Source organism: Sphaerisporangium rubeum, from assembly GCF_014207705.1.
Lineage (GTDB): Bacteria > Actinomycetota > Actinomycetes > Streptosporangiales > Streptosporangiaceae > Sphaerisporangium > Sphaerisporangium rubeum.
Window position 1 is genome coordinate 4,354,451 of the sequence record NZ_JACHIU010000001.1, and the last position, 22,945, is coordinate 4,377,395.

28 protein-coding genes, 1 tRNA gene and 2 pseudogenes are annotated in these 22,945 nt (G+C 68.1%); 10 read left to right on the forward strand and 21 right to left on the reverse strand.

What is annotated here, in order from left to right:
- Positions 1-156: 156 nt before the first annotated feature.
- The gene (locus BJ992_RS18665) at positions 157-1,800 is read right to left on the reverse strand and encodes an RICIN domain-containing protein (protein WP_184982733.1); all 1,644 of its coding nucleotides are present in this window, start codon (positions 1,798-1,800) and stop codon (positions 157-159) included.
- Between the two features lie 417 nt (positions 1,801-2,217).
- Between BJ992_RS18665 and BJ992_RS18670 the strand changes: the two genes are divergently transcribed.
- Complete coding sequence (locus BJ992_RS18670) at positions 2,218-3,660, forward strand: family 43 glycosylhydrolase (RefSeq protein ID WP_184982735.1); 1,443 nt, start codon at positions 2,218-2,220, stop codon at positions 3,658-3,660.
- A gap of 145 nt (positions 3,661-3,805) precedes the next feature.
- Positions 3,806-4,666 (forward strand): hypothetical protein, encoded by an 861-nt coding sequence (locus BJ992_RS18675; protein ID WP_184982737.1) that lies wholly within the window; start codon positions 3,806-3,808, stop codon positions 4,664-4,666.
- Between the two features lie 8 nt (positions 4,667-4,674).
- Here the strand turns inward: BJ992_RS18675 and BJ992_RS18680 are convergent, their stop codons facing one another.
- Entirely contained in the window at positions 4,675-5,295 is a 621-nt protein-coding gene (locus tag BJ992_RS18680) for an AAA family ATPase (RefSeq protein ID WP_184982739.1), read from the reverse strand.
- A 211-nt stretch (positions 5,296-5,506) separates the two neighbouring features.
- Between BJ992_RS18680 and BJ992_RS18685 the strand changes: the two genes are divergently transcribed.
- A complete protein-coding gene (locus BJ992_RS18685; protein WP_343072739.1) occupies positions 5,507-6,277 on the forward strand; it encodes a sporulation protein in 771 nt (256 codons plus the stop codon).
- A gap of 208 nt (positions 6,278-6,485) precedes the next feature.
- Here BJ992_RS18685 and BJ992_RS18690 read toward each other — a convergent pair whose 3' ends face one another.
- A complete protein-coding gene (locus tag BJ992_RS18690) occupies positions 6,486-6,935 on the reverse strand; it encodes a hypothetical protein (protein WP_184982740.1) in 450 nt (149 codons plus the stop codon).
- A gap of 90 nt (positions 6,936-7,025) precedes the next feature.
- On the opposite strand from BJ992_RS18690, the gene BJ992_RS18695 reads away from it, so the two are divergent.
- Positions 7,026-7,099: transfer RNA gene (locus BJ992_RS18695), tRNA-Pro, on the forward strand.
- Between the two features lie 80 nt (positions 7,100-7,179).
- Here BJ992_RS18695 and BJ992_RS18700 read toward each other — a convergent pair.
- From BJ992_RS18700 to BJ992_RS18760, 14 genes are all read right to left on the reverse strand, one after another.
- Entirely contained in the window at positions 7,180-8,391 is a 1,212-nt protein-coding gene (locus tag BJ992_RS18700; RefSeq protein WP_184982742.1) for a tyrosine-type recombinase/integrase, read from the reverse strand.
- Positions 8,391-8,636, reverse strand: a complete 246-nt coding sequence (locus BJ992_RS18705) for a helix-turn-helix domain-containing protein (RefSeq protein WP_184982744.1) — start codon at positions 8,634-8,636, stop codon at positions 8,391-8,393. The genes BJ992_RS18700 and BJ992_RS18705 overlap by 1 nt, the downstream gene beginning before the upstream one ends.
- Positions 8,605-10,032: a replication initiator gene (locus BJ992_RS18710; protein ID WP_184982746.1), complete on the reverse strand. Its 1,428-nt coding sequence runs from the start codon at positions 10,030-10,032 to the stop codon at positions 8,605-8,607. Before BJ992_RS18710 ends, BJ992_RS18705 begins: the two co-directional genes overlap by 32 nt.
- A 50-nt stretch (positions 10,033-10,082) precedes the next feature.
- The gene (locus BJ992_RS18715) at positions 10,083-10,808 is read right to left on the reverse strand and encodes a DNA cytosine methyltransferase (RefSeq protein ID WP_184982748.1); all 726 of its coding nucleotides are present in this window, start codon (positions 10,806-10,808) and stop codon (positions 10,083-10,085) included.
- Positions 10,808-11,089 carry a hypothetical protein gene (locus BJ992_RS18720; RefSeq protein WP_221474885.1) on the reverse strand — a complete coding sequence of 94 codons (282 nt, stop codon included), beginning with the start codon at positions 11,087-11,089 and terminating at the stop codon, positions 10,808-10,810. Before BJ992_RS18720 ends, BJ992_RS18715 begins: the two co-directional genes overlap by 1 nt.
- A 161-nt stretch (positions 11,090-11,250) precedes the next feature.
- Positions 11,251-11,397: a hypothetical protein gene (locus BJ992_RS18725; protein ID WP_184982750.1), complete on the reverse strand. Its 147-nt coding sequence runs from the start codon at positions 11,395-11,397 to the stop codon at positions 11,251-11,253.
- A complete protein-coding gene (locus BJ992_RS18730; protein WP_184982752.1) occupies positions 11,394-11,537 on the reverse strand; it encodes a hypothetical protein in 144 nt (47 codons plus the stop codon). Before BJ992_RS18730 ends, BJ992_RS18725 begins: the two co-directional genes overlap by 4 nt.
- A 20-nt stretch (positions 11,538-11,557) precedes the next feature.
- Positions 11,558-11,698 (reverse strand): hypothetical protein, encoded by a 141-nt coding sequence (locus tag BJ992_RS18735; RefSeq protein ID WP_184982754.1) that lies wholly within the window; start codon positions 11,696-11,698, stop codon positions 11,558-11,560.
- 64 nt (positions 11,699-11,762) lie between these two features.
- Entirely contained in the window at positions 11,763-12,080 is a 318-nt protein-coding gene (locus tag BJ992_RS18740) for a hypothetical protein (protein ID WP_184982756.1), read from the reverse strand.
- Positions 12,077-12,802, reverse strand: a complete 726-nt coding sequence (locus tag BJ992_RS18745) for a DUF2637 domain-containing protein (protein ID WP_184982758.1) — start codon at positions 12,800-12,802, stop codon at positions 12,077-12,079. Before BJ992_RS18745 ends, BJ992_RS18740 begins: the two co-directional genes overlap by 4 nt.
- 41 nt (positions 12,803-12,843) lie before the next feature.
- On the reverse strand, positions 12,844-13,488 hold the full coding sequence (locus BJ992_RS18750) for an NUDIX domain-containing protein (RefSeq protein WP_184982760.1): 645 nt from the start codon (positions 13,486-13,488) through the stop codon (positions 12,844-12,846).
- 119 nt (positions 13,489-13,607) lie between these two features.
- Positions 13,608-14,786 (reverse strand): FtsK/SpoIIIE domain-containing protein, encoded by a 1,179-nt coding sequence (locus tag BJ992_RS18755; protein ID WP_343072740.1) that lies wholly within the window; start codon positions 14,784-14,786, stop codon positions 13,608-13,610.
- 3 nt (positions 14,787-14,789) lie between these two features.
- Positions 14,790-15,017 carry a hypothetical protein gene (locus BJ992_RS34340; RefSeq protein ID WP_343072741.1) on the reverse strand — a complete coding sequence of 76 codons (228 nt, stop codon included), beginning with the start codon at positions 15,015-15,017 and terminating at the stop codon, positions 14,790-14,792.
- A 273-nt stretch (positions 15,018-15,290) separates the two neighbouring features.
- A complete protein-coding gene (locus BJ992_RS18760; RefSeq protein ID WP_184982762.1) occupies positions 15,291-15,620 on the reverse strand; it encodes an SCO3933 family regulatory protein in 330 nt (109 codons plus the stop codon).
- Positions 15,621-15,767: 147 nt separating this feature from the next.
- Here BJ992_RS18760 and BJ992_RS18765 point away from each other — a divergent pair, with 147 nt between their 5' ends.
- Complete coding sequence (locus tag BJ992_RS18765) at positions 15,768-16,517, forward strand: UTRA domain-containing protein (RefSeq protein ID WP_184982764.1); 750 nt, start codon at positions 15,768-15,770, stop codon at positions 16,515-16,517.
- Between the two features lie 10 nt (positions 16,518-16,527).
- Positions 16,528-16,953: an NUDIX hydrolase gene (locus BJ992_RS18770; RefSeq protein WP_184982766.1), complete on the forward strand. Its 426-nt coding sequence runs from the start codon at positions 16,528-16,530 to the stop codon at positions 16,951-16,953.
- Between the two features lie 975 nt (positions 16,954-17,928).
- On the opposite strand, the gene BJ992_RS18775 is transcribed toward BJ992_RS18770, so the two are convergent.
- A complete protein-coding gene (locus BJ992_RS18775) occupies positions 17,929-18,189 on the reverse strand; it encodes a ribbon-helix-helix domain-containing protein (RefSeq protein ID WP_184982768.1) in 261 nt (86 codons plus the stop codon).
- A gap of 476 nt (positions 18,190-18,665) precedes the next feature.
- Between BJ992_RS18775 and BJ992_RS18780 the strand changes: the two genes are divergently transcribed.
- Entirely contained in the window at positions 18,666-18,995 is a 330-nt protein-coding gene (locus BJ992_RS18780) for a hypothetical protein (RefSeq protein WP_184982770.1), read from the forward strand.
- A 592-nt stretch (positions 18,996-19,587) separates the two neighbouring features.
- Here the strand turns inward: BJ992_RS18780 and BJ992_RS32205 are convergent.
- From BJ992_RS32205 to BJ992_RS34565, 3 genes and pseudogenes are all read right to left on the reverse strand, one after another.
- Complete coding sequence (locus BJ992_RS32205) at positions 19,588-19,752, reverse strand: DUF3885 domain-containing protein (RefSeq protein WP_425503732.1); 165 nt, start codon at positions 19,750-19,752, stop codon at positions 19,588-19,590.
- A gap of 131 nt (positions 19,753-19,883) precedes the next feature.
- Positions 19,884-20,096: pseudogene (locus tag BJ992_RS34560) on the reverse strand (DUF3885 domain-containing protein); the annotation flags it as partial.
- A 59-nt stretch (positions 20,097-20,155) separates the two neighbouring features.
- Positions 20,156-20,854 (reverse strand): annotated as a pseudogene (locus BJ992_RS34565) (aminoglycoside phosphotransferase family protein); the annotation flags it as partial.
- 112 nt (positions 20,855-20,966) lie between these two features.
- On the opposite strand from BJ992_RS34565, the gene BJ992_RS18795 reads away from it, so the two are divergent.
- The 3 genes from BJ992_RS18795 (at position 20,967) to BJ992_RS18805 (ending at position 22,918) form a co-directional block, all read left to right on the forward strand.
- On the forward strand, positions 20,967-21,344 hold the full coding sequence (locus tag BJ992_RS18795) for a hypothetical protein (RefSeq protein WP_184982772.1): 378 nt from the start codon (positions 20,967-20,969) through the stop codon (positions 21,342-21,344).
- A 393-nt stretch (positions 21,345-21,737) separates the two neighbouring features.
- Positions 21,738-22,493: a rod shape-determining protein gene (locus tag BJ992_RS18800; protein ID WP_281390667.1), complete on the forward strand. Its 756-nt coding sequence runs from the start codon at positions 21,738-21,740 to the stop codon at positions 22,491-22,493.
- 83 nt (positions 22,494-22,576) lie between these two features.
- On the forward strand, positions 22,577-22,918 hold the full coding sequence (locus tag BJ992_RS18805; protein ID WP_184982775.1) for a TraR/DksA family transcriptional regulator: 342 nt from the start codon (positions 22,577-22,579) through the stop codon (positions 22,916-22,918).
- Positions 22,919-22,945 lie beyond the last annotated feature (27 nt).

Here is a 22,945-nt window from a genome sequence, read left to right on the forward strand (position 1 = left end):
AGCCGCCAAGCTATGACATCGCCGTCCCGTCCCCCAGCGCGGCGACCGATACCGGTCACCGGCGGCGCGGCGACCTGCGCCGACGTCACCGTGCCGTCTGAAAGACTCACGCGGCCGCGCGGCGACGGCCGCGCGGCCGGCTGCCGATGGCGCGGGTCAGCACCAGGTCAGTGACGAGTTGACGCGGGTCACGTTGCGGATGACGTTGTTCGCGCCGCCGCAGGGGTCCTGGCGGATGCCGGTACCCGTGACGGTGAGGTTCTGGAACGTGATGCCGGAGGAGATGGGGAACTCGCCGCGTGAGGCGATGCGGACCTCGCCGCCGCCGGTCACGGTTCCGGAGACGCCGGCGATGGTGACGTTGTAGCAGTTCTCGACCAGGATCGCGTTGTTGCCGGTGTTGGAGATGGTGACCCGGTCGATGACGGCGCCGCCGCTCTCCGACACGCAGAACACGCCGCGTCCGCCGCCGCTCGCGATGACGTTGCCGACGCGGATGTTGGTGGGATAGCTGTTCCCCACGCGGCCGTTGCGGTTGGCCATGCGGAACGCGGCGTAGCCGGTGCCGGTGCCGGCGTTCTGCGCGTCGACCGTGCCGACGGTGGCGTTGATCGTGTCGTTGAGCAGCAGGCCCGAGTCGTGGGTGTTGCGCGCGGTGACGGTGCCGATGGTGAGGCCGTCCACGCCGTAGGTCTCCACGCCGTGGGTGCCGGTGCCGGACACGTAGACGTCGTCGATGCGGATGTTGCGCACCTTCACCGCGCGGTCGCCGCCGTGGTTGTCGATGCGGATGCCGAGACCCGCCGACAGGCGCATGTCGATCCGGCCGAGCGTGAGGTTGTTCACGTTGCGCATGAAGACGCCGTACAGCGGGGTGCCGGTCAGCGTCAGGTTCTGCACCTCGACGTCGGTGGTGCCGCGGGAGTACACCGGCGCCATGTCGCCGGAGCCCGAGCCGGTCACGTTGATGGTGCCGCACACGTCGAGCATGGTGTAGCTCGGCAGGGACAGCCGTGCGCTCGCCGGCACGTTGCCTGAGCCGCGCACCACCACGCGCTGCTTGCTGGTGCGGCCGGCGGTCAGGCCGTTCACGGCGGCCTGCATGGCGGCCAGCATGTCACCGCCGGTGTAGCGGGTCGTGCCGCCGTTGCGCGCGGTCCAGGCGCCGCCGCTGACGGTGACCTCGCCGTGGAACGTCCCGCTGCCGCACCCGGTCTGCGGAGGGGTGGTGCTCCCGCCGACCTTGACCAGTTGCCACTGCTGGTTGGCGCCGTCGAGGTCGCTCCACTGCGAGATCCGGCCGCCGTCGGCGGTGGACCACTCGTAGACCTCCAGGGCCAGGTTGCTGTTGCGGTTGATCAGCCGGACGTAGCCGCCGGCCGAGTCCGCGAGGCGGAACTGCTGGTTCGCGCCGTTGTTGTCGGCCCACTGCACGACGTCGGCGCCGCCGGCGGTGGAGCGCTCGTAGATGTCGAGGACCTTGCCGCTGAGACGCGACCGCAGCCGGTAGTAGCCGCCACCGGAGTCGACGAACTGCCACTGCTGCTGGTTGCCGTCGTTGCGGGCCCACTGGACGATCGGGGCCCCGTCGGTGGTGGCGAGGTTGTACACGTCGAGCGCCTTGCCGCTGTGCCGGTTCACCAGCACGTAGTAGGCGGAGGTGTCGACGGTGGCGGCCATGGCCGGCGGCACCGCGACGACCGCTCCGACGACCGTTCCGACCATGGTGAGGACGACGGCCACGGCGGCGCCGAGTACGGCACGCAACCGGCGGCTCGCGTGCCTTGGCGGGGAGGGCATGCGATTCTCCTTCGATCGAGGCGGAGCCACCGGTGCGGTCCCGGCGGCCCGGCGGCTCCGCGCGCCGTCGTCCGCCTCGGCCTTCTCCGCCGCATTCGGCCGCCTGCATGTTTGCGCTCACATTTACGCATGTCAAGCACGTGTGGAAACCCTCGGCGAATTCCCAAAACACCACGGGTTTTCCGGCGAAATTTTCATCAGACCTCGCGGTGCAGCCGCAGGAGTGACGTGGTGAAGGCGCGATGGCAGGACGTCGATTCCTTGACAGCCATAAATGTGAGCGCAAACATCAACGTCGCGCGCGACACACACACGTACCGGACGACACAAAAGGACGCCACGGCTTCGCGGATCCGCCGCCACGACCACGTACCCATGCCGCTGCGGCGCGCGCGGACGGCCGGAGAGGAACCTTCCATGCCACAGTCCCGTACCCGCAGGCGCGCCGCGTCCCTCGCCGTCGCCGCCGCGCTGACCGCCGTCCTGCTCCCCGCGCCACCCGCCGCGGCCTCCCCGTCGGTCCAGTTCACCAACCCACTGGTGGAGCGGCGCGCCGACGCGCAGATCTACAAGCACACCGACGGCTTCTACTACATGACCGCCACCGTGCCGGAGTACGACCGGATCGTCCTGCGCCGCGCGACCACGCTGCAGGGCCTGTCCACCGCGCCGGAGACCGTCATCTGGCGCCGGCACACCAGCGGCGTCATGGGGGCCCACATCTGGGCTCCGGAGATCCACTTCATCGACGGCAAGTGGTACGTCTACTTCGCCGCCGGCGCCACCAACGACGTCTGGGCCATCCGCATGTACGTGCTGGAAGGCACCGGAGCCGACCCGCTGACCGCCGCCTGGACCGAACGCGGCCAGATCCGCACCGCGTGGGAGACGTTCGCGCTGGACGCGTCGACGTTCGTCGCCGGCGGCGTGCGGTACCTGATCTGGGCCCAGTCCGAGCCCGGCGTCAACAACAACTCCAACCTCTACATCGCCAGGATGAGCAGCCCGTGGGCCATCACGGGCACCCCCGTGCGCATCGCCACCCCCACGTACGACTGGGAGCGGCGCGGCTACGCCGTCAACGAGGGCCCGACGGTCATCCAGCGCAACGGCCGGATCTTCCTGACGTACTCGGCCAGCGCCACCGACGCCAACTACTGCCTCGGCCTGCTCACCGCCTCGGCGTCCGCCAACCTGCTCAGCGCGTCCTCCTGGGTGAAAACCCCGTCCCCGGTGTTCACCAGCAACGCCGCCACCGGCCAGTACGGCCCCGGCCACAACTCCTTCACCGTCTCCGAGGACGGCCAGAGCGACATCCTCGTCTACCACGACCGCGGTTACCGCGACATCTCCGGCGACCCCCTGAACGACCCCAACCGGCGCGTCCGCCTGCAGAAGCTCTACTGGAACACCGACGGCACCCCGAACTTCGGCATCCCCGTCCCGGACGGCGTCACCCCGGTCCGCCTGAAGTCGTACAACTACCCCGACCGTTTCGTACGCCACTGGGACTACCGCGCACGGATCGAGGCGAACGTCACCAACCTCGCCGACTCCCAGTTCCGCATCGTCCCCGGCCTCGCCGGCAACGGCAGCGTGTCCCTGGAGTCCACCAACTTCCCCGGCTACTACCTGCGCCACCGCAACTACGAACTCTGGGTCGAACGCAACGACGGCACCGCGACCTTCCGCTCCGACGCCTCCTTCACCCGCCGCCCCGGCCTGGCCTCCTCGGCCGCCGTGTCCTTCGAGTCCGTCAACTTCCCCGGCCGCTACATCCGCCACACCGGCCGCGAGCTCTACCTGCAACCGGCGACGGACACGACCGCACAGGCGGACGCCACCTTCATCCTGGAATGACCCACCGGCGGCGCTCTCCGTCCTCTCACCGCGCCGTGGGACTCGCGGCGCCTTCCATCGAACGTGTCCGCATGCGGACACCAGGACAACTCCGCTGACGCCAGAGCCGTCACCAATCGTCTGCTCTGTCGTAACAGGAGTTGGTTTGCGTATCCGGCCGGTTCTCTTGTCCGCCATGCTCGGCGGCGGACTCCTCCTCTGTCAGCCCGCGGCTTTCTCCGACGCGTCGGAGAAAGCCGCGGAGACCACCAACCAGGTGCGGTACCGGTGCATGACGACCGGCGCGGCCGAGACGCAGACCATCGTCGTCAGCGTCGGGCTCACCATGCCGGCGGAAGCGGTCGCCGGACAGCAACTGGTCATCCAGTGGCGGGGAAGCTACGCCGGCAGCGGGTTGCGTGCCCCCGCCGGAGGGCTCAGCGGCGTCAAGGTGTACGCGTACGCGGCGATCAGCGGCTTCCCCGGGCTGACCTCCGCCACCGGGGTGGGTCAGCTCGGCACGGTCGGCGCCGGCCAGGAGATCCCGCTGCCTACGGCCGCGGTGGAGCTGCGGACCACGCCGAACAGCGCCGGAACCGGTGCGGTGACCCCCGCGGCGATCAACATCGGCGAGAGGCCGGCCGAGCCGCTGATCGAGTGTGAGGTCACGAACAAGACAGAGCTCAAGCCGGGCACCCTGACCGTGGCGGGACCGGGTGGCAGCCCGACGGCCACCCTCACACCGACCCCGACATCCAGCCCCACCGTCAGCCCGACGACGAGCCCGACCCCGCGGCACACCAGCACCGTCACGGCGACCGTGACGCGTTCCCCGGCCCCGGGGGACTCGGCGGAGACACCGGCCCCGGCGGTGACCAGAACCCCGGCGGGAGGCGCGGACACCGGCGGGGGTGGTGACGCCGGGTGGGACGGACGTCCGCTCGTCGTCACCGGGTCCCTGATCGCCGCCGCCGCGGGAGCCGGGCTGCTGCTGCGTCGCCGTACCGGCCGGCGCCGGGTGGCCTAGCGGTGGCGTCAGGAGGCGGCGTCGAAGCGGATCACGCGCAGGCGGTCGGCGGCGGCGCGGTCCAGGGTCGTGACGCTCGCGGCCGGGTGGAGCGCGCCGTCTCCGGCGTCGGTCATCAGGGCCTGCCAGCGGCGGCAGTGCCTGGCGAACGTGAGTTCGGTGACGACGCGGCCACGGGAGTACTGGCCGGCCCTGGCGGTGCGCGGAGGGACGTCCAGGAGGATCACGTGGGTGGCGGCGCCGCGGCGGCGGGTCAGCCAGGCGAAGCCGTGCAGGATGTGCGGCCAGGTGCCTCGGGTGTGCGCCACGACGGTGTGGCCGTTCATGACGGCGCGCGCGATGCGGACCACGTGGGTGGCGTGCACGAGAGGGGTGCGGACCCTCGGGGGGACCGGGCCGAGGTAGCGGTTCCACCAGTTACGTGCCTGCCGCGAGTCGACCACGCGCACGTCGCCGGCCGCCAGCGGTACGGTCTCCTCGCCGCTCATGCCGTACAGGCGCTGCAGGAGGGTGCTCTTTCCGGCGCCTGGCAGCCCGGCGAGGAGCACCAGCGACCCGGCGGGGTAGCGCAGCTCCCGTGCCGTGAGCTGTAAGGGAGGCGGCCCGGGGGCCGCCTGGTCTGTCGTCATCGGCTCGTCCTCCGCTCAGGAGCCAGGCGCGCGACGTGCGGAACGGCGCCGGTGGCCCAAGGTGTGTCCGATCAGGAGAACGAATGGCGGGGGGCCTGAGTTTCACGCCGGTCCCCCGTCCCGGAAATATCAAGACATAGTCGATAAAGGTGGAACCAGCGCAGGTCGTGGACCGTTGGCCGGTCAGAGACCAGCGAAGAAGGAGTGAGCGGTGTTCCGGAAGTTGATGGCCGCGTTCGGTGCCGGCGTAGAGGTCGACACGGTGCTGCGCACCACGCACGTACGCCCCGGCGGGCTCCTGGAGGGCACGGTGCGCTTCCAGGGTGGCTCGTCCGACCACCGGGTCGACGCGATAACCGTGGACTTCACCGCCGTCGTCGAGGTCGAGCAAGGCGACAACGAGTACCGCACCACGTACCCGTTCATGCGTTCCCAGGTCTCCGGCCCCTTCGATCTGAGGGCCGGCGAGTCCCGTTCCCTCCCGTTCTCCGTCCACGTCCCCTGGGAGACCCCCCTCAGCTCCGTCGGCGGCCACCCCCTGCACGGCATGCGCCTCGGCGTCGCCACCGAACTGTCCCTGGCCGGCGCACTCGACAAGGGCGACCTCGACCCGCTGTACGTCGAACCCCTCCCCGAACAGGCCCACCTGCTCGCCGCACTGGACCGCATGGGCTTCCGCTTCAAACGAGCGGACCTGGAGAAAGGCACCCTGCGCGGCTCGACGCTCCCCTTCTTCCAGGAGATCGAGTACTACGCCTCCCCCGACTGGCGCCGCCACTTCAACGAGCTGGAACTGACCTTCATCGCCGGCCCCCACTCGATGGACGTCATCCTCGAAGCCGACACCCGAGGCGGCTTCCTCACCTCAAGCCACGACGTCTACAACCGCTTCCGCGTCACCTACGGCGACCACCCCGGCACCATCCAGCAAGCCCTCCACACCGGCCTGACCACCATGGCCCACCGCCGCGGCTGGTTCTGACCCGAACCCCCACCACCCCCCGGGACCCGCCACCACCTGACCCCGCCGGCTCCCGGGGCCCCCGTCCGACAACCCTCCGTCCCCCTGCCTCGCCAACCCCCTCAGGCTCACTCCCCCACCGTTCCGGCAGCCCTCCAGGCACCAGCCCCCCACAAAGCCCCGGGGCACGAGGCCCACACACCCCCCGCCGGAACCCGTACCGCAAGGCTCAGGAGGACGACTCCCCCGCCTCAGCCTCCTGCCTCTCCAACGCGGCCAGCGCGTCGTTCAACACGCTCCCGACATGCGACGACCCCGAGACCGGCATCTCGTAGAACCCCTTCTCCGGGTCGTACGCCACATCCATCCCCGCCTCGACCAGCCTGCGAGCCCACCGCACCGCCGTGTTGACCTTCACCCGCGGCACCTCACCCCCCTGCGCCACCGCGGAAAGATTCCGCAGATTCGTGGCCGGCCCCGTCTGGTTGTGCACCCTGCTCAACTTCCACGGAATAGCCCGCCCATGATCGAGCATCGCCCGCGCCAACCCCGCGGCCCGCTTCGCCTGCGACACCCCCGACTCCGTAACCCCGAACCGCGCCGCGATCTCCGCATTGGACCACCCCGCCGCGACCAGCCGCCGAAGCTCCACCCGATCGATGAACGCCTTCCGCCCCATGCCCCCCATCCTCCCCCACCCACCGCGGCTCCCGTTACACATGCCCACTGGATCTGCGCTAAGGTTGTTCTCGCCCACCACAAAGGGCAGCGGGACGTAGCGCAGCTTGGTAGCGCACTTGACTGGGGGTCAAGGGGTCGCAGGTTCAAATCCTGTCGTCCCGACAGACGAGAAGGTCTGTCGAGCTGAGGGAAACCTCAGGTCAACAGACCTTTCTTTATGTCGGATCACCGAATGAGCGAGGCTACACGGCCCGCAGCCGGGGACCATTTGGGGACCGGCGAGCCGACAGGTGAGCGCTCAACGCTTCGCCGGCGTCAGCGATCGACCGCGCATCGGGGTGCAAGTAACGCTGCGTCGTGGTCAACGACCCGTGACCAGCGATTTTCCTGAGGACATGGACCGGAACCCCGGCATCCGCCATCCAGGTAAGCCCGGTGTGCCGGAGGTCATGACGCCGAAGATGCTCATAGCCGAGCCTCGCCACCACGTCATCCCAATGGGTCGCATCCCGAAGCACCGCGGTCGTGATCCGTCCACCGCGAGGACCGGTGAACAGCCGCGCCGACTTGTCCGAGCCGATCACGTCGAGGCGACGCGCCACCAGCTCCCGAACTTCCGCGATGAGCGGGACGGTTCGAGCCCGCTTGCCTTTGGTGCCCTTATCGACCAGCCCGCCGGGACTCGGCGTGGTCTGCCGGCGCACCGTCCACGTCCACGAAACAGGGTCGATATCCCCGACCCGCACTCCCGAGACCTCCCCAATGCGTCCGGCGGTGCAAGCGGCGAAGATGACCACCTCACCCCATCCCGAGTAGTTGTCCGCCGACCGCTCAACCAACGCCGCCGCGAGCCGAGTGAGAGCTTCCCAATCGGGCAACGCCAGAGCACGAGGGTTGTCCAACTCGTCTTCCGCTCGCTGATACTCACGTCGCCAGCCAGTCACCCGAGCCGGATTGCGATCAATGACGCCGTCCCTGACCGCCTGCTCCATGACTCGCACGAGGACCGCCAAGCTGTTCTTGACCGTGGACTGACCGCACTCATCGGCGATCCAAGCATGCACCGCCCGATCAACAGCACCATTGGTGATCAGCCGAATCGGAAGGTGCCCCAAGGCCGGGACCACGCGTTTGCGCCAGCCCGCCATGTACGGATCCAGGGTCTTGCTCTCCAACCCGCGCAGCGCGAGGGACATCACCCGTTCCCCGAACTCGGCGAGCGTGGCCGTAGCCGAGATCGGATCAACACCGCCCCGAGCAGCGTCCTCTATCTCTTTGATCCACGCTTGGGCAGCTTCGGAGGTGTCCACTGATTCAGACTTCGACTTCCGCCGCTTGGTCACCGGATCAATCCAGCGCACACGCGCGCGGTACGGGCGAGGTCTGCCGGCACGGAACTCCACATCCGACGACAACGTGACGCCAAGCGGCAAGGCTTGCTGAAGGCTTCCCATCAGGCCACCTGTGCAGGGTCGATGCGGCGGCTTTCCAGCCATCGCCGTACGTCGCGCACGTCGTAGAGCGTCACCCGCGACGAGAGCTGAACGAACGGCGGTCCCTGAATCGGCCGACCCGTGCGCCATCGCCGAAGCGTCGAAGGATCGACCTTGAGCATCTGGGCTAATTCCTCCGTCGTGTACCAGCCATCCACGGACGGACTCAGCGGCTCATTCGGGGAGACCGTCTCGACTTTCGACATTCGCAAGCTCCTTTCTGTGGTGATTTGACGTTCCCGACGAATCCGCGAATCCCAGAGCCAGCGCGGACTCTCCCGGCGTGTAGCCCTGTCCGGCGTAGCTCCAGTGCGCGAGGACCAGCGTGCTTCCGGGTGTGCGGCCCTGTCGCTCGGCGAGCTGGAGTTCCCGGAAGTGCGCGCGTGCCTGTCGCAGGGCGGTCAAGGTGGTGGAGTAGGCGCGGGACCGTGTCGAGAAGTGCCCGCGGAAGCCGAGCATGTGTGCCCACTTGCGCAGCCTCAGTTCCACCAGGTCGGGGTACGTCAGCGGGTCCCCGAGGTTCCAAGCGGTACGGATCAGGCGTTCGGCGTGCGCGGTGACGCCGAGGTGTCGCAGGCGAGGCAGGTCGGCGGCTTTGACGCGCCGGTTAAGGGTGCCGGAAGTCTCGGCGGCCTTGGTGGCGTACTTGGCGACGTATCCGGCGACCTTCTGCTCTGACAACTCATCCCCGCCGGCCAGCTCACCCGCTTCGATGGGCCGGACGTCGACTTGCTCGCCCCAGCTCAGCACGGTCGTGGCCTGTCCCAGGTCGGGAGCGTCGAGGTGAACGGCGGCGACGGCCGAGCGGATCGCGCCGTCCAGGAGTGCGACGGTGGCCCAGTGAGGCGGGGGCAGGGTCGCGCCGGATTCGTCGCGTCCGTCGAGCCGTATGACGGCGTGGAAGTGGACCACGCCGCGTGCCTGGTACTCGGCGACCTTGGCGAACGACACCCGCACGGTCCGGTTGAACGTGGAGCGGCTCAGCCCGGACAGCCCGGCCAGGTGACGGCGTAGGTAGATGGTGAACCGGCGCCACAGGTCCCCGGCGTGTGCGTTCCACAGCACGTGCCCGGTGTAGTCGTAGGTGCCGGGGTCGATGGGCTGACCGAGCAGGGGTTCATCGGCGGTGTGCCGCTGGAAGCAGGCCGGTCCGTTGCGGCGCGGGTGACACACCACCGGCCGGCCGTCCTTGCCGGGACCGCGATGCACGGCCCCGAACGATGGCGCGGTCAGCGTGGCGAGCACGCGGGGATGGGTGCGCACGGCATCGGGGACGCCTTTACCGCCGAGCAGCCCGGCGCGGATGAGGTGGTAGGTGTCGGCCCGGTAGGTCGCGGCGCAGGCGGGACAGCGAGACGCACGCCGGTTGCCGCATCGGATCATGAGTTGCCCGTGCGGTTCGTGCCGGGTGGAGTACTCGCCGAGCACCTGACCGGTGTCGGGGTCGAGCGTGACGCTGTGGCCGACCAGGCGCACCGGTTCGGCGCAGCCGCCCAGACGCGCGACCTGTTCGAGCCAGCGGGACAGGTCTTTGCCCGAGTGGCGGGCCAGGTCACGAATGACCGGCCCGACCAGCTCGGCGAGCGGCACGGGAGCGCTCAAGTGGTGATTCCTCCTTACCTCGGTGACGTGGGGGTGGGGGTGGTTGACGGTCATGGCGTGGCCAGGCCGGGGAGTTCGAACTGCACGGGTGCGTCGCCGGCCAGGGCCTTGATCAGGTGGTGGCCGATATGGCGGGTGTAGGCCGGGGGGATCGCTTCGGCGAGTTCCTTGCGGACGTCGGTCCAGGTGATGCCCATGGCCTGCTGCCATTGGGCGATGCTGCCTTTGCCGCCGCCTTGGCCGTAGACGGCCAGGTAGGGGCCGTGGAACCACTCGCCGTGCCGCATGCCGGCCACACGGCCCCGGTGGGCAGGGTGGTCGGGTTGCGGGATGTGGACGCCGCCGAGTTCGAAGAAGCGATGCCGGATGACCGACAGGGCGAACATCTCGCCGCACAGCCGCAGGTCTTTGCGAACCGGGGCACCGGCGACGTTCTCGATGACGTACGGTCGGCCGACGTGGCGCAGCGCGTCGCGGACGGCGGGGATCAGTTGCGGGTAGGTGCGGCCTTTGTTGGTGCCGGCGGTGAGGGTGCATCCGGCCTGACACGGCGGTGAGGCGTGGATAACGTCGAAGGTGTGCCCGTGTTCGCGGACGAACTCGACCGCGTCGCCCTGGTGGAAGGCGTCGCCGATGTAGTTGGGCTGTGGCCGCAGGTCCACCCCGGTCACGTGGAAACCGGCCTGCTGGTAGCCGCGGGTCGCCCCGCCGGCGCAGCAGAACAGATCCAGAAGCCGAGGCCGGCCCGCACGGTCGGTGACATCGCAGGCGGCCATCACAGGCCCCCGCCGGTGGTCTCGTTCTCGGCGCAGACCTTGTGACACGGGCTTCCGTTGTCGTCGAGCAGGAAGGTGAGCCTGCGGCAGATGCGGCACGGCCGACGACGATCGCCGTTCCAGTGGTTGACCGCTTTGGGGTTGCGTCGCTTGTTCCCGCTCCAGTCCAGCCCGCGCGGCGTGCCGGTCATCGGCCGCACCGTCCGCAGCGGGTACGGATACGGGGATTGACCGCGCCGCAGCGACACACCCAGGTCGAGGCGGTACCGGGGGGCAGCCACGGCGCGAGGGTGGTGGTGTTGTGTCGGTGGAGGTGGAGCGCGGTTAACGCGGGATCGCGCATACTGGTGTCTCCTTTGCGAGCAGCGGAGGAGACGCCTCCCCGGTGCGGCGTTGGCCGGCAAGCTCTGGCCGCCCGGTGGAGGCGTCGATTCGAGGTTGGTCAGCGGCGAGGTCTGACAGTGGGCTTGGCCGGGAGCCGGACCGGTGCCGGAGGGTTGTCGGCGGGCTTGCGCTTGGGCTTGTTGTCGCGGAGCTGGTTGTAGGCGATCAGGTCCATGGCGTAGCCCTGTGCGTCCTTGCGGGTCATCGCTTGGCCGCCTTCCCGGTGGCCTGCTGCTTCTGGTCGGCCTGCTGTGCGTCGTAGGCGTCGCGGACCGAGGTGGGCTCGCCGCCGGGCCAGATGCCGGGGTGGCCGGGGTCGATGTCGATCGTGATCACGTGCGACACGGGGGTTTCTCCTTTGCTGGTCAGGGGTGGTCGGGGGTGGGGTGGTTGTCGATGCCGGTTCCGTTGCAGTCGCGGCAGCAGTCGTCGTCGGGGTCGATTCCGGTTCCGTAGCAGGTGGCGCACATGTAGGCGTGGACCGGGACGTCAAGGGGGTCCGTCACCTGAGGGGTTCTCCTTTGCGATGTGTGGGGTTCGGGCCAGACGGATGCGCCGGTGTGCTGCGGTTCAGGGGGTGATCGCGTCGGCGTAGCTCATCCATGCGTCGTGTCGGCTCCTGCGCTCGTCGGAGATGGCGACTGCAGCGAGGGCGATGGGGCCGAAGTCGCGCACGGCCTGGTAGTGGGTGCCGTCGGAGACCGGGGCACCGGTCAGCTCGGCGAACCGGTCCACCGCGGCGCGGCGCTCGCGTTCGGTGCCACCAGAGAAGAGGTTGATCTCGGTTCCGTGGTTGGGGACCGGCACGTCGGGGTTGTCGGCCAGGAACGCGGCCAGACGGCGAAGCCCGGCGATGTACTCGGCGCGGAAGGAGGAGTCGGTGGTCATGAAGCGGTCCTTTCGTGGACGGGGGTCGAGGCGGTCAGGTGGCGTAGCACCTGGGTTGCTGTGTCCGGAGGGATGCGTAACCGGCGGTGCAGGTCGTCGGCCGTGATCGGGGTGTCGTGTAGCCGTGCGTGTTCAGCAGCCAGGTACCGCGCGTCATCGAGCAGCGCGGCACTGACCGGCGGAACCGAGTCCGCAGCAGTCGAGGCAAGGTCCGAGGTGGCCGCAGCCAGTTCGGTGCGCGGCTGGTCATGGGGGTCGGTTATCGCCGGGGTGGCGGTGGCCGGGGTGTGCTGTTCGGCGACCAGTTCGGCATCCAGCACCGCAGCCGCCGGGGTGGCGGTGTGGCCGGCGCGGCGTTCGAGCATCGACATGGCGATCAGGAATGCCCCGGCGGGGGTGGCGGCGACGATCCAGCCCCACGGGGTGGGGTCGGCTTCGGCGAGGTTGGCCGCCAGGGTGAGCGTGATGCCACCGGCCAGGACCACCGAAGGCCACGACAGCGGCCCGTGTCGTCTACGGCCGGTGCGCTTGTCGCGCTGGATCTCACGCGCGGCCATGACACACATCAGGTCGATGCACACCGCGACCGCCCACGCCCGCCACTCGATTTGACCATGTTTGGCCGCCAGCTTGCTGATGTGGTCGAAGGAGCCCACTGCGGCGATGGCGGCCAGCACCAGAACCGGGCCGTTGTCCATCAGCGCGGCTTTGATCCGGCGCATGGTCGTGTTCCTTCCTGGTTGCTGGGGTGCGGGGTGGCCGGTCAGATGAGGAGTTCGCGCAGCATGGCCGTGTGCGCGGGGAAGATCTGTCCGTGGTAGGCCGTCTGCACGTGGGTCAGCAGCACGGCGTAGGTGTCCGCGGGCATCCATACGGCCTGCTTGGCGTCGTCCGCCCCCAGCAGCGCCGGCAGTGTGCCGATCGTGCCGAGATGGACGCGGGTGGGCACGGTTACCATCCAGGCTTCATCGCTGGCTCTGGGGTCGGGCACATACCGGGGTGCCAGCACCACCCGTCGCGTGTGCTCGATGACCAGGCCGGTTTCCTCACCGAGTTCGCGGAGGGCCGCGGTTTCGCAGTCCTCCCCCGGCTCGATGCAGCCACCAGGCAAGGCCCATCCGTAGCCGTCCGCCCGCTCCACCATGACCAGCCACCGGCCGCCCCCGATCTCGGCGGTCACCACCGCATCGGCGCAGGCCTGCTCTCCCCAATGCCCGAGCTGGTTACGGCCGTGGCGGATCCCGGTCGGTCCGCAGGGGTTGACCGGCCGCCCGTCGAGCACGCTGAACGGGAGCACAGCGGCCCGCTGACGGGCGGTCCAGTCGATTTGCCGGGGGTCGGTGATCGGATCTGCCCACCCCTCCGTGACCCCTTTGCCCAGCACGTCGGGATGTGTGTAGGTCGTCATGAAAACTCCTCGTCATCAGCGATCGCGCAACACGCGGTGTCATGGACGCGCATCACAAGGCACGCCGAACGAAGGGCACGGCAGGAGCACAGCCCCTTCCAGCCCGAGAACTGGTCTTGTCAGACCGGAAGGTCTTCCAGGTCCGGAGCGGTGAACTCGTCCACCTCGTCGGGGTCGAGGTCATCGGAGGCCACCGCGCCGCGGGTCAGCTCGGCCCACGACGGCGCCAGGTGCGCGTACTCGGCGGCAGCGGCTTCTGCCTGTTCTTCCAGCACGTGCGCCGAGCGCATGCGATGCCAGCGGCCCTCAGACCCGATCACCACGGCAGTACCGGGCATCGCCGGGGAGATCTCCCGCGCGGCGACCACCGCGCCGGGGTCCATGTCGCCAAGCGCCATCTTGGCCGTCTCGTCGTCGTTGACCATGTGACACACCCGCCCGGTGAGCTGAGCGCGCAGCGCCGTCACACCCGGACCCAGGTCCGAGCCGACACGCTGCCCACACACCACCAGGTACACCCCGAACGCACGGCCGAGCTGAGCCACCCGCAGCAGGCGCGTGGACACCGCGGCGACCGCGTCTTTCTCGGCTTTGGGGTCGGCCATCAAAAACAGCTCGGCGACCTCGTCCACCAGCAGCACCAGCGGCATCGGCCGCGCGGCCTCAGGCAGACGGGGGTGCCAGATGTTCTTGACCCGGTGCCGGCGGCACAGCGCCATCCGGTACTTGATGATGCCGATCAGCCCGGCCAGCAGCTCGGCGCACTCGTCCCGCTCGGTCGCGAGCGCGGACATGCGTCCTTCATAGGGGGTGAACTCGACACCGCCTTTGAGGTCGAACCCCACCAGCGCCACCGGTTGCGGAGCCAGCCCCACGAACAGCGCGTTCGCCAGGTTCGACTTACCCGACTGCGTCGCACCGACGTTCAGCCAATGCGGGATCGCACGGAAGTCGATGACGAACGGCGCACCGGTGTCCATCAGCCCGACCCGCACCCGCAGCAGCCCATCGGACAGCACCGGCAGCGTGACGTGTGCCAGCGGGTCGGCCAAGGTCGCGACCAGCACGACTTTCCCCGGCTTCCACGAGGCCAGCCGCACACTGTGGACCTTCCACGCATGAGCCAGCTTGTCCAGGACCCGGACGTAGTCCTCCGGTGTCTGCCCGTCGTGCAACCGCACCCCGACCCGGAAACCCAGCCGGGTTGGCCGGATGAACCCCAGCCGGGGAGCGCGTTCCACCTCCACCCGGCGCAGCCGCCGACTCTGAGCGACGGAGATGACCGTGCGACGGCGCATCCCTCAGCCCCCCAGACCCGGGAACCCCGGGAACGTCCAGCGGAACCGCCGCCGACGCCGAGCCAGCCCACAGCCCGACGCGACCGCACGCCAGGTGCAGTAGACCGTCAGCAGCTTCACCGGGTAGCCCACGACCAGCCAGAACGACAGCCGATGCCACCGACGCCAGCACCACAGCGCCAGCGCAACCGCGAACACGTACACGCCGAGGCGCAACAGAAAGTCCGTCATACTGGGGTCCTCCTTCCTTTCCTTTGGTGGTGGGTGGGAGACCCCGGAGCGGCACGCCGCCAAGCACAGCCGCTCCGGGGACAGAACCTCAAAACAGCGCAGGTGTTGCCGGCCGCTGCTCGGGCGGACGACGCAGACCGCGAAACGGGCGGACCACCTTCGTGCCGTCCGCGCGACGGATCAGCACGTTGCGCGGACCACCGCCAGGCCCCCACTGGATCAGGACCGTCACCGGCTTCCCCCGCTCCAGATACGTCCGCCCGACGATGCCCACTACGCGGCGCGCTCAGCGGCCGGACGGATCGCCTCGCAGCGAAACCCCATGCCCGCACGGCCGTTCATCGACCAGAAGAACGCCGCCAGCCCCACCGGGCGAACCTGGATACCCTCCGGGATCTTCGGGAAGTCCGCCGAGGGGAACGTGACCGTGATGACCGGGTTACGCCGGTCGTCGTTCGGCTTGGGCAGCAGCGGAATCGTGTACAGATCCCGACCCTCCCCGTCCTTCTTGACCTCCCCCGTCTCGCGGTCCATGAGCTTGGGCTCCGGCTCACCGGCGACGATGAAGGCCAGACCCGAGATGTCCACCGGGATGTTCCGCATGAGTCCTCCTCTGACATGTGTCATAAGTTGCTTGCTCTTGGAGCTTAACACATATGTCATAAGTTGCAAGCACTGGCGAGTCTGAAAGTTGGTGACCAGGAGAGGTAGGCTCTGACAGAAGTCATAAGTTGAGGCAGAGGCCGTGATGTGAACTTGGAGACCCCGCGCGCCCGGTACCGTCAGGTAGCCGACGAACTGCGCAATGCCATCAAGCGCGGAGAGCACGCACCAGGCGAAGCCCTTCCGAGCCAACCCGAGCTAGCCCGAAAGTACGGGCTCAACCAGACCTCGATCAATCGCGCCATCGCCCTTCTGCGCGCTGAGGGGCTGGTCCGAGTCGAGCACGGCCGCGGAGCGTTCGTTCAGGAAGTACCGACCGTCAAACGTGTGCGCCGCATCCCTCGTGGCGACTCCAACAGCAGCAGCTTCGCCGAGGAGATGCAGAAGGCCGGCCTGAAGCCACGGGCACCGCTTGTGGAGCTGAAGACGATCTTGGCCCCTCCGGTAGTCGCCGAACGGCTGGAGATCTCCGAAGACGATCCGGTCGTCATGCGGAAGCGGCACATGTTCGTGGGAGAGCGGCCGGTCCAACTCGCGACGTCCTACATGCCGCTCACCATTGCCGGCGACGAGAGCATCGCGCTCCCCGACACAGGACCAACCGGCCTCTACCAACGTCTTGCCAAGCGCGGACACCGCATCACGCGGTTCATCGAAGAGATCGAAGCGCGTCACCCGACACCGGAGGAAGCCGACTTCCTGAAGCTGACCGAGGCTCAACAGGTCCTCGAAGTGACCCGCATCGCCTACACCGCCGAAGACGTGGCAGCAGAAACTGTCATCAACGTTTTCCCCAGCCAGCAGTGGCGCCTGTCCTACGAATGGACGAACGGCTAGGAGTTCTCACATGGCAGACCTTCCACGGCACTCCGTCAGCGTGACCGCTGTGGTGATCCACCCTGACGGACGAGTCCTAGCCATCCAGCGTGAAGACGACAGGCGATGGGTTCCCCCCGGCGGCATTGTCGAACTGGACGAGACACCCGAGCACGCCGTGATCCGCGAAGTACTCGAAGAGACCGGCGTCCAGGTCAAGCCCGAGACTCTCACCGGCGTCTACAAGAACATGAATCTAGGCGTTGTCTCTCTGACCTTCAGATGCCACCCGATCAGCGGAACCCCACACGCCAGTGACGAAGCGCTGGAATCCACGTGGCTCACACTCGACCAGGTCCAGCACCTCATGCCGGAAGCGCGAGCGATCCGCGTACTTGACGCGCTCCGCGATGACGGCCCGTTCGTACGGGTCCACGACGGCACACAGCTCATTTAGCCGGGATCAGCACCGCAAGATCCGGCCCGGTTACGAATTCCCCTACGTTGTCGAGCCGCCGCTGTCGCGGCGGTGGTCCGCCTGCGGCCGGCGCAGGAACGAGGGCGAGCAGGAGGGAAACGGGGAGGGCTCTTGCGTGCGCTGATCGTAGGAGCTGACGGGGGATCGCAGGCAGAACCCCGCCGAGCAAGGTGAGAGTACGGCAAGAGGCAGCCGGGCGGTGAGGTGTCGGCCCCAGGCACCCGCAGGAGTCGAGGAAGGGGCACAGCGCAGCCCTTTATGCCATTCACGGCCGACATGTCCAAGGAACCTGCCCGAACCACCAACCTGGAGTCCGGGGGCCGCGCCCGCCCGCCGGCGGCTGCGGCTCTCCGGCCGGTCCGCCCGCGGTCGGCGCGCCCCCGCGCCGCAGAGCGACGCGGAGGTGATGGCGGCTGCCGATTGCTGGTGCCTGATCTCTCCAAGGGGTGAAGAGGGGGAGACAGGACACCGATGCAGGCCAGAGCCGGACATCATGACTCGGAACGCACGGCAGACGCCAAGGCGGGTAAGGAGAGGAAAGGTGGAGGGAGGGGAAAGAGAGCTTGGGGCTCCGCCCCAAACCCCGGCCCTCCTCGGAGATGGAGGCGATCTTGCAAAAGGTGCGGGCCGGTACGGGGAAGGTGGTCATCTCCTCGCCGGCCACCACACGGGATGCCAGACCGTCCGCCCGAGGTCAAGCCGTCCTGTGACCGCAGGGCAACCAGCGCGCGAGGAACGGCGACCGGGACACATGGAACACGCGAAGGACGACTTGACCCCGAGCTACCGGCCCGGCATGGCTCCACCTGCCCGACGAGGAGATGACCACACAGCCCCACCCTTTGTGCATGGCTAAGCACCGGAGCTATAAGAAGCAGCCGCATACTAGTCAACGCCCCAAACACAGACATGCACTTAGCGCAACCGTTTTATATCTTTATCATAGCAACCAAATCAAAGAATAAGAATCTTGCGCGGCTTGCCGTCTGATTCGATTACCGCTAAGTCGTTCCCCTGGGCGATCTGCTCTTCGACGAATCCCCATATCGTAATGGCGCGTCGAATGCCCTCCGTGATGGATAGACCTTTTCGGTCGATAAGGCCCTTGAATGTCCTTGCAATATCGGGACTCAAATTCACCGATAGTCGGACAAAGCGAGACTTATCTTCCGCCTCCCCGGATTGAGGCTTTTTTGAGGGATTCTCGGGACTCATGCTCTCTAACTCCTAGACCCCGTACAGAGGGTGGAGGGACATAGGGTTGCCCATTACTAAGTGATGATCTCCTGTCACTCACCGTGTTGACAAGGGCAACCAGGCTACTTGCGGTGGACGCTCTTCGCCGAGATCTGTCATCTCTGGAGAGTCCGTACAGGAGTGCTCATGTTACACATCGGAGTAACATCTTCTACTCTCGGGGCATTCATGTAGTAGGTGTTCCACTCATATGATCCTGCCACGAATTGCGCATGGTCTCCACACCTGATGTGCGTCTGATGCGCGATAGGCTCTACTCACCCGCAGGAGATCACTGCGGACGGGCATCGAACGAAGGGTGTGTCAAGGCTCCTAGCACCCCACGGTCGGGCTCATAGCTCGTACCCCACGAGCGAGGACTGTCAGGAACAACCCGAGGTGGTCCCGGACACCTCTTGCTATCCAGCCAGGACGCTCTGGCTGGTGGAGGATCGATGACCAACAGCAGTACACCGCTCGACCCGGAGGAGCCTGAAGGCTCCGAGGATCCAGATCCGGAGTATGAACTTCGGGATCACTCGCCGCCGCCGGCTGACGATCCAGTCGTCTGCCTGGAACCAGCAGCGGAGCGCCACAGGGGTTGGTTCCTGAAGATCTTTCTGGGGATCTTCGTGGCTGTGATCGTCGCGAGCATCCTCATGGGCGCCTTCCTCCCCAAGGAGGCATGGGGTCAGGTCGAACCGCAGGTGACCAAGACCATGGACTGGGTCTTCCAGGTCGGCTTGCTCGTAGCTGGGTATTTGTTCGGCAGGAAGGACAACTGAACCACGCCGGAGGGGGTTAGACGGTCTGTACTCGGAGGCGGCCGTCCAACCCCCTCCGTAGCGGAGAACCGAAGGTGTTGCCGAGCCGGCTGATGGTCACCCAGATCGACCATAGAGGGTTGGTAAACATGCGGACACCGCCGAACTTCTCGGCGGCCTACCGGGTACGGGGAGTAAGAAACGGCGGACGCGTGTACACGGGAACGCCGGGGACCAGATGGGGACCACACACTATGCGCTTTGCCAAACGATCACCACGTGGACACACTCCGTCCTCGCTCGCCTGAAAGTCGTTGAGCTGCCTAAACGTGTAGTCCTACGTCCCGGGGGTCAAGGGGTCGCAGGTTCAAATCCTGTCGTCCCGACCAGGTTTGCTGGTCGGCAGGGGTTTCGGAGTCTCTCCGGAGCCCCTTTTTCCGATCTCGGGAGCCAGCCGGAGTCAAGTGCGCTCAGGATCTTACGTGGGTGGCAGGTTCCTTGTTCGACTCCGTCGGACCTGCCCGACCCCTTGGCCTGTGAGCGGTGGCCAAGCGTCGACGGCGCTGGTTGTCCGCGATTCAGCACGTCGTTCAGAGCCCCCGTGGGTGTGTGGTCAGCCAGGAACGGTGTCGGTCCCTGAGGGCATCACGTTCGGCCGGGGTGGCAGGATCACATCGATGCCGCCGTCGTAGGGGTGGTAAAGCCAGCGGAGATTCGCGGGGCCGAGGAGCACGTTGCTGATCTCGTCGTCCGTGACCGCTCGGAGCACGGCGTCGATGACACCGGGCCTCTACGGTCGTCTCTCGACGTAGAGCTGCGTGCAGGTGCGGAATTCGGGATCGTCGTGGGGTTCTTCGATGAGGGTTTGCCAGTGCTGTGCCGTGGGCGTGACCTCTGATCGTCCGGCCGCAGCTGAGGGGTGAGCGCTGGAGTGTTCGTCCACTCGGTCGTGATGACCAGGAGGTCTGGGCCTGGATCGAGTTCGGACAGTACGGTGTGGTGGCGGTTGAGCACGATGGCGTATTCCGCTTCATCGTCTGGGTAGCGCTTCGACTCCGGCAGGCTGTGAAATCTGATCCAGCGTTCCGGCGATCTCTCCTGATAAGCCCGGAGTTCCGCCATTCATGCCTCGGAAATCCCGGCTGTCGGAACCATTCCGCTGAGATCACCTCATTCGCCTGAGGAAATGGCATATCCGGAATCGGCACGCCCGGGAATCGACAGAGCGGCTCCCGCCCGTCCTCGCCCTCGAATCCTCCGAGAACGCCGGCCCCTCCCTGACCTGCCAGTACAGCCGCTCGCTCGCGGTCGCGGCCAGCAGCCCGCCGGCCTCCTGGTACGCCTCGGCGAACCGCAGGCCCCACACAGGGCCGTGCAGCAGCGCGAGATTGGCGGAGCAGTGCGCCACATCGAGATCCGCCTCCCCAGGAGGTGGCCGCCCAGTCGACGACGCCGGTGATCCGGGCACCCGCCGGCTGCGAGGGCGGCACGTCGAACAGCACGTTGCGGGGCTGGAAGTCCCGGTGCAGGGATCGCCCTTCATGGGGCGGCATGAACCTGCGGATCACGGCGATCGCCGCGGCCCATGCCGCCGCGTCTGCGCCCTTTGGAATCACGACAGTGTCGGCGGTCGTCAACGCCACATACCTCCGGGGCCGCTCGGCGGGTCGCAACGCGTGGATCGCCACGAGTTGACGGGCCAGCAGAGGGACGCGCGCTTCCAATCCCTCAGCGTCGAGGACCGTCCGGCCCGCCAGATATGTCATGAGGAGCGACGGATACTCGCAATGCGCTGCGGTCGGATCGACCGCTACCAGTCCGGGAGCCGGCGGCCGGTCCCCGGGAGCATGGTCAGGGCGCCTGTCACCCTGTCCAGCCAGTCCTCGGCGTGCTCCACGTCGACGAAAGTCCGCAGCACCAGGTCACGGGTGCGCCCACCACCGGCGATGCCGTGAAATGCCTTTTCCGGTGGGGTGGGCTATGGTCGGCCCTATGACGGGGCCGTGGAGAACTCCACAGGGGTCCATCGCGTTCGCCGGCGTGATGGGCCTGGTTCTGTTGTCCCTGGTGCTGGTCGGCGCTTCGTGCAAGGCGAGCTACGGCGGCCCGACGGTCGCGCAGAGTTCGACCTCCGGCCCGGCGTGGGAGCTCGGCGGATGGGACGCCGACCTGTCCAGCCTGCCGCCGCAGGCGGGTGGCGCCCGCGCGCACCACGTGCTGTCCCTGTGGCCGCCCATGCGCGGCGAACGCCACGGCGAATCCGCACATCTGGCGCTGCTGCCGACGCCGGGCTCGGACGCGGACACACTGCGCGAGCCTCAGCAGCCGGCTCACCGCGCCACGGGATCGCGCAGCCCGCCGCTGACCTAGCCGACGTCTTCCCGTCGGGCTCCGCGGCCACGCGCGCCGCGGAGTCCGACAACGCGCACCCGACGCACCCACGCGCCCGCATCCAGGCCTTCCCCTGGCGCCGGCCCGGGTATGCCGTCGCGCCCTGAAGACGTCATGCGATCGTCCCCTTGACAGGGGGGCGGCAGGCCGTCTTCGTCTGAAGCCCGCTCTTGTTCGAGCCGCTTTGGCCCTGCCGTCTTCTCCTGTCGGCGTCCGCCAGAAGTCGATCATCGTCATGGCCGTTGTCGCATCAGCCCACGCCCGTTCGCGGCCGGAGCCTCCGCGCCGGCCCGCCGCCTGCCGGCCCGCCGATCCTGCCGCGCGCCCCCGCGCGGCAGAGGGGAGCACGAAATGAGTCCGACCCGACGCTTGATGGCGCTCGACCTGGGCACCGCCCGTACCCGGTCGCTGACCGTGTGCGGGCCCACGATCGCCGACCGGCCCTCGAGCATCGTGAGGCGGTCGTCCACCTCCGGTGAGAGGGACGTGGTACAGCCCATCCGGCACGGCATGGTAGCCGACCCGGATGCCTGCCTGCGACTGGTGCGCATGGCGGTGCGGGACACCCTTCACTACGGCCCCCGGCCGCTGGAGCAGGTGCTGGCCGGGGTCCCGGTGGCGGCCTCACCCGGCGACCGCCGGGCGGTCCGCGCCGCGGTCGCCGAGATCGCCGGATGCGAGGTGCGGCTGGTGGAGGAGCCGCTGGCCGCCGCCGTCGGCGTCGGCCTGGACGTCATCGATCCCCGGCCCTGCCTGCTGCTGGACGTCGGGGCGGGAATCGTCGAGGCCGTGGCCATCAGGCGGGGAGCCGTCACCGATGCGGTCGCCCTCCAGCTCAGCGCCACCACCAGCGCGGGGCTGGTCGCGTACGCGCTGGAGAACGTCGTCGACATGACAGCGGGCTTGCTACGCCGCCTGCCCGCCACCTCGTGCCGGGCCGCGCGCGCCCGGGGCGTGGTGGTCACCGGCGGCGGTGCGCACCAGGAGTTGCTGCTGCGCCGGCTGCGCGCCGTCCTGCGGCTCCAGGTCAGCGCGGCGCCCCAGCCGCAGCACGCCACCGTCCGCGGCCTGATGCGGCTGTGCCTGCAGCCGGCCCTGGCGGCCGGCCTCGCCCTGTCTTCCCGCTGACGCGCTGCGACGCGCAGGAGACCCCGCGCGAGGCCCTCCATCCTCAACACCTTCCCGATCCATCACGGAAAGGATCACTGATCATGACCGACGGTCACACGACATCACATCTCAGTAGTGTGCAGCTCCAGTCGCTGCGCCAGGACCTGCGGGAGCAACTGGAGCAGCGCAGCAGACAGCTGCACGGCCTGCGGGCCCAGGAGCAGGACAGCAGCGGCGCCGACGGCACCTGGCAGGAACTGGCCGTTTCAATCACCACTGCCGAGCGCACCGTCGCGGAACTGTCCCAGGCCTGCAACAGGCTGGCGGCCGGCACCTACGGCCTCTGCGCTCACTGCCAGGGGCCCATCCCGTTCGAACGGCTCAAGATCCGGCCGCTGGCACGCACCTGTATCGACTGCCAACGACGGCACGAGGCCGCCTGAACACCATGAAAGGGGGCGGAGCAGTCT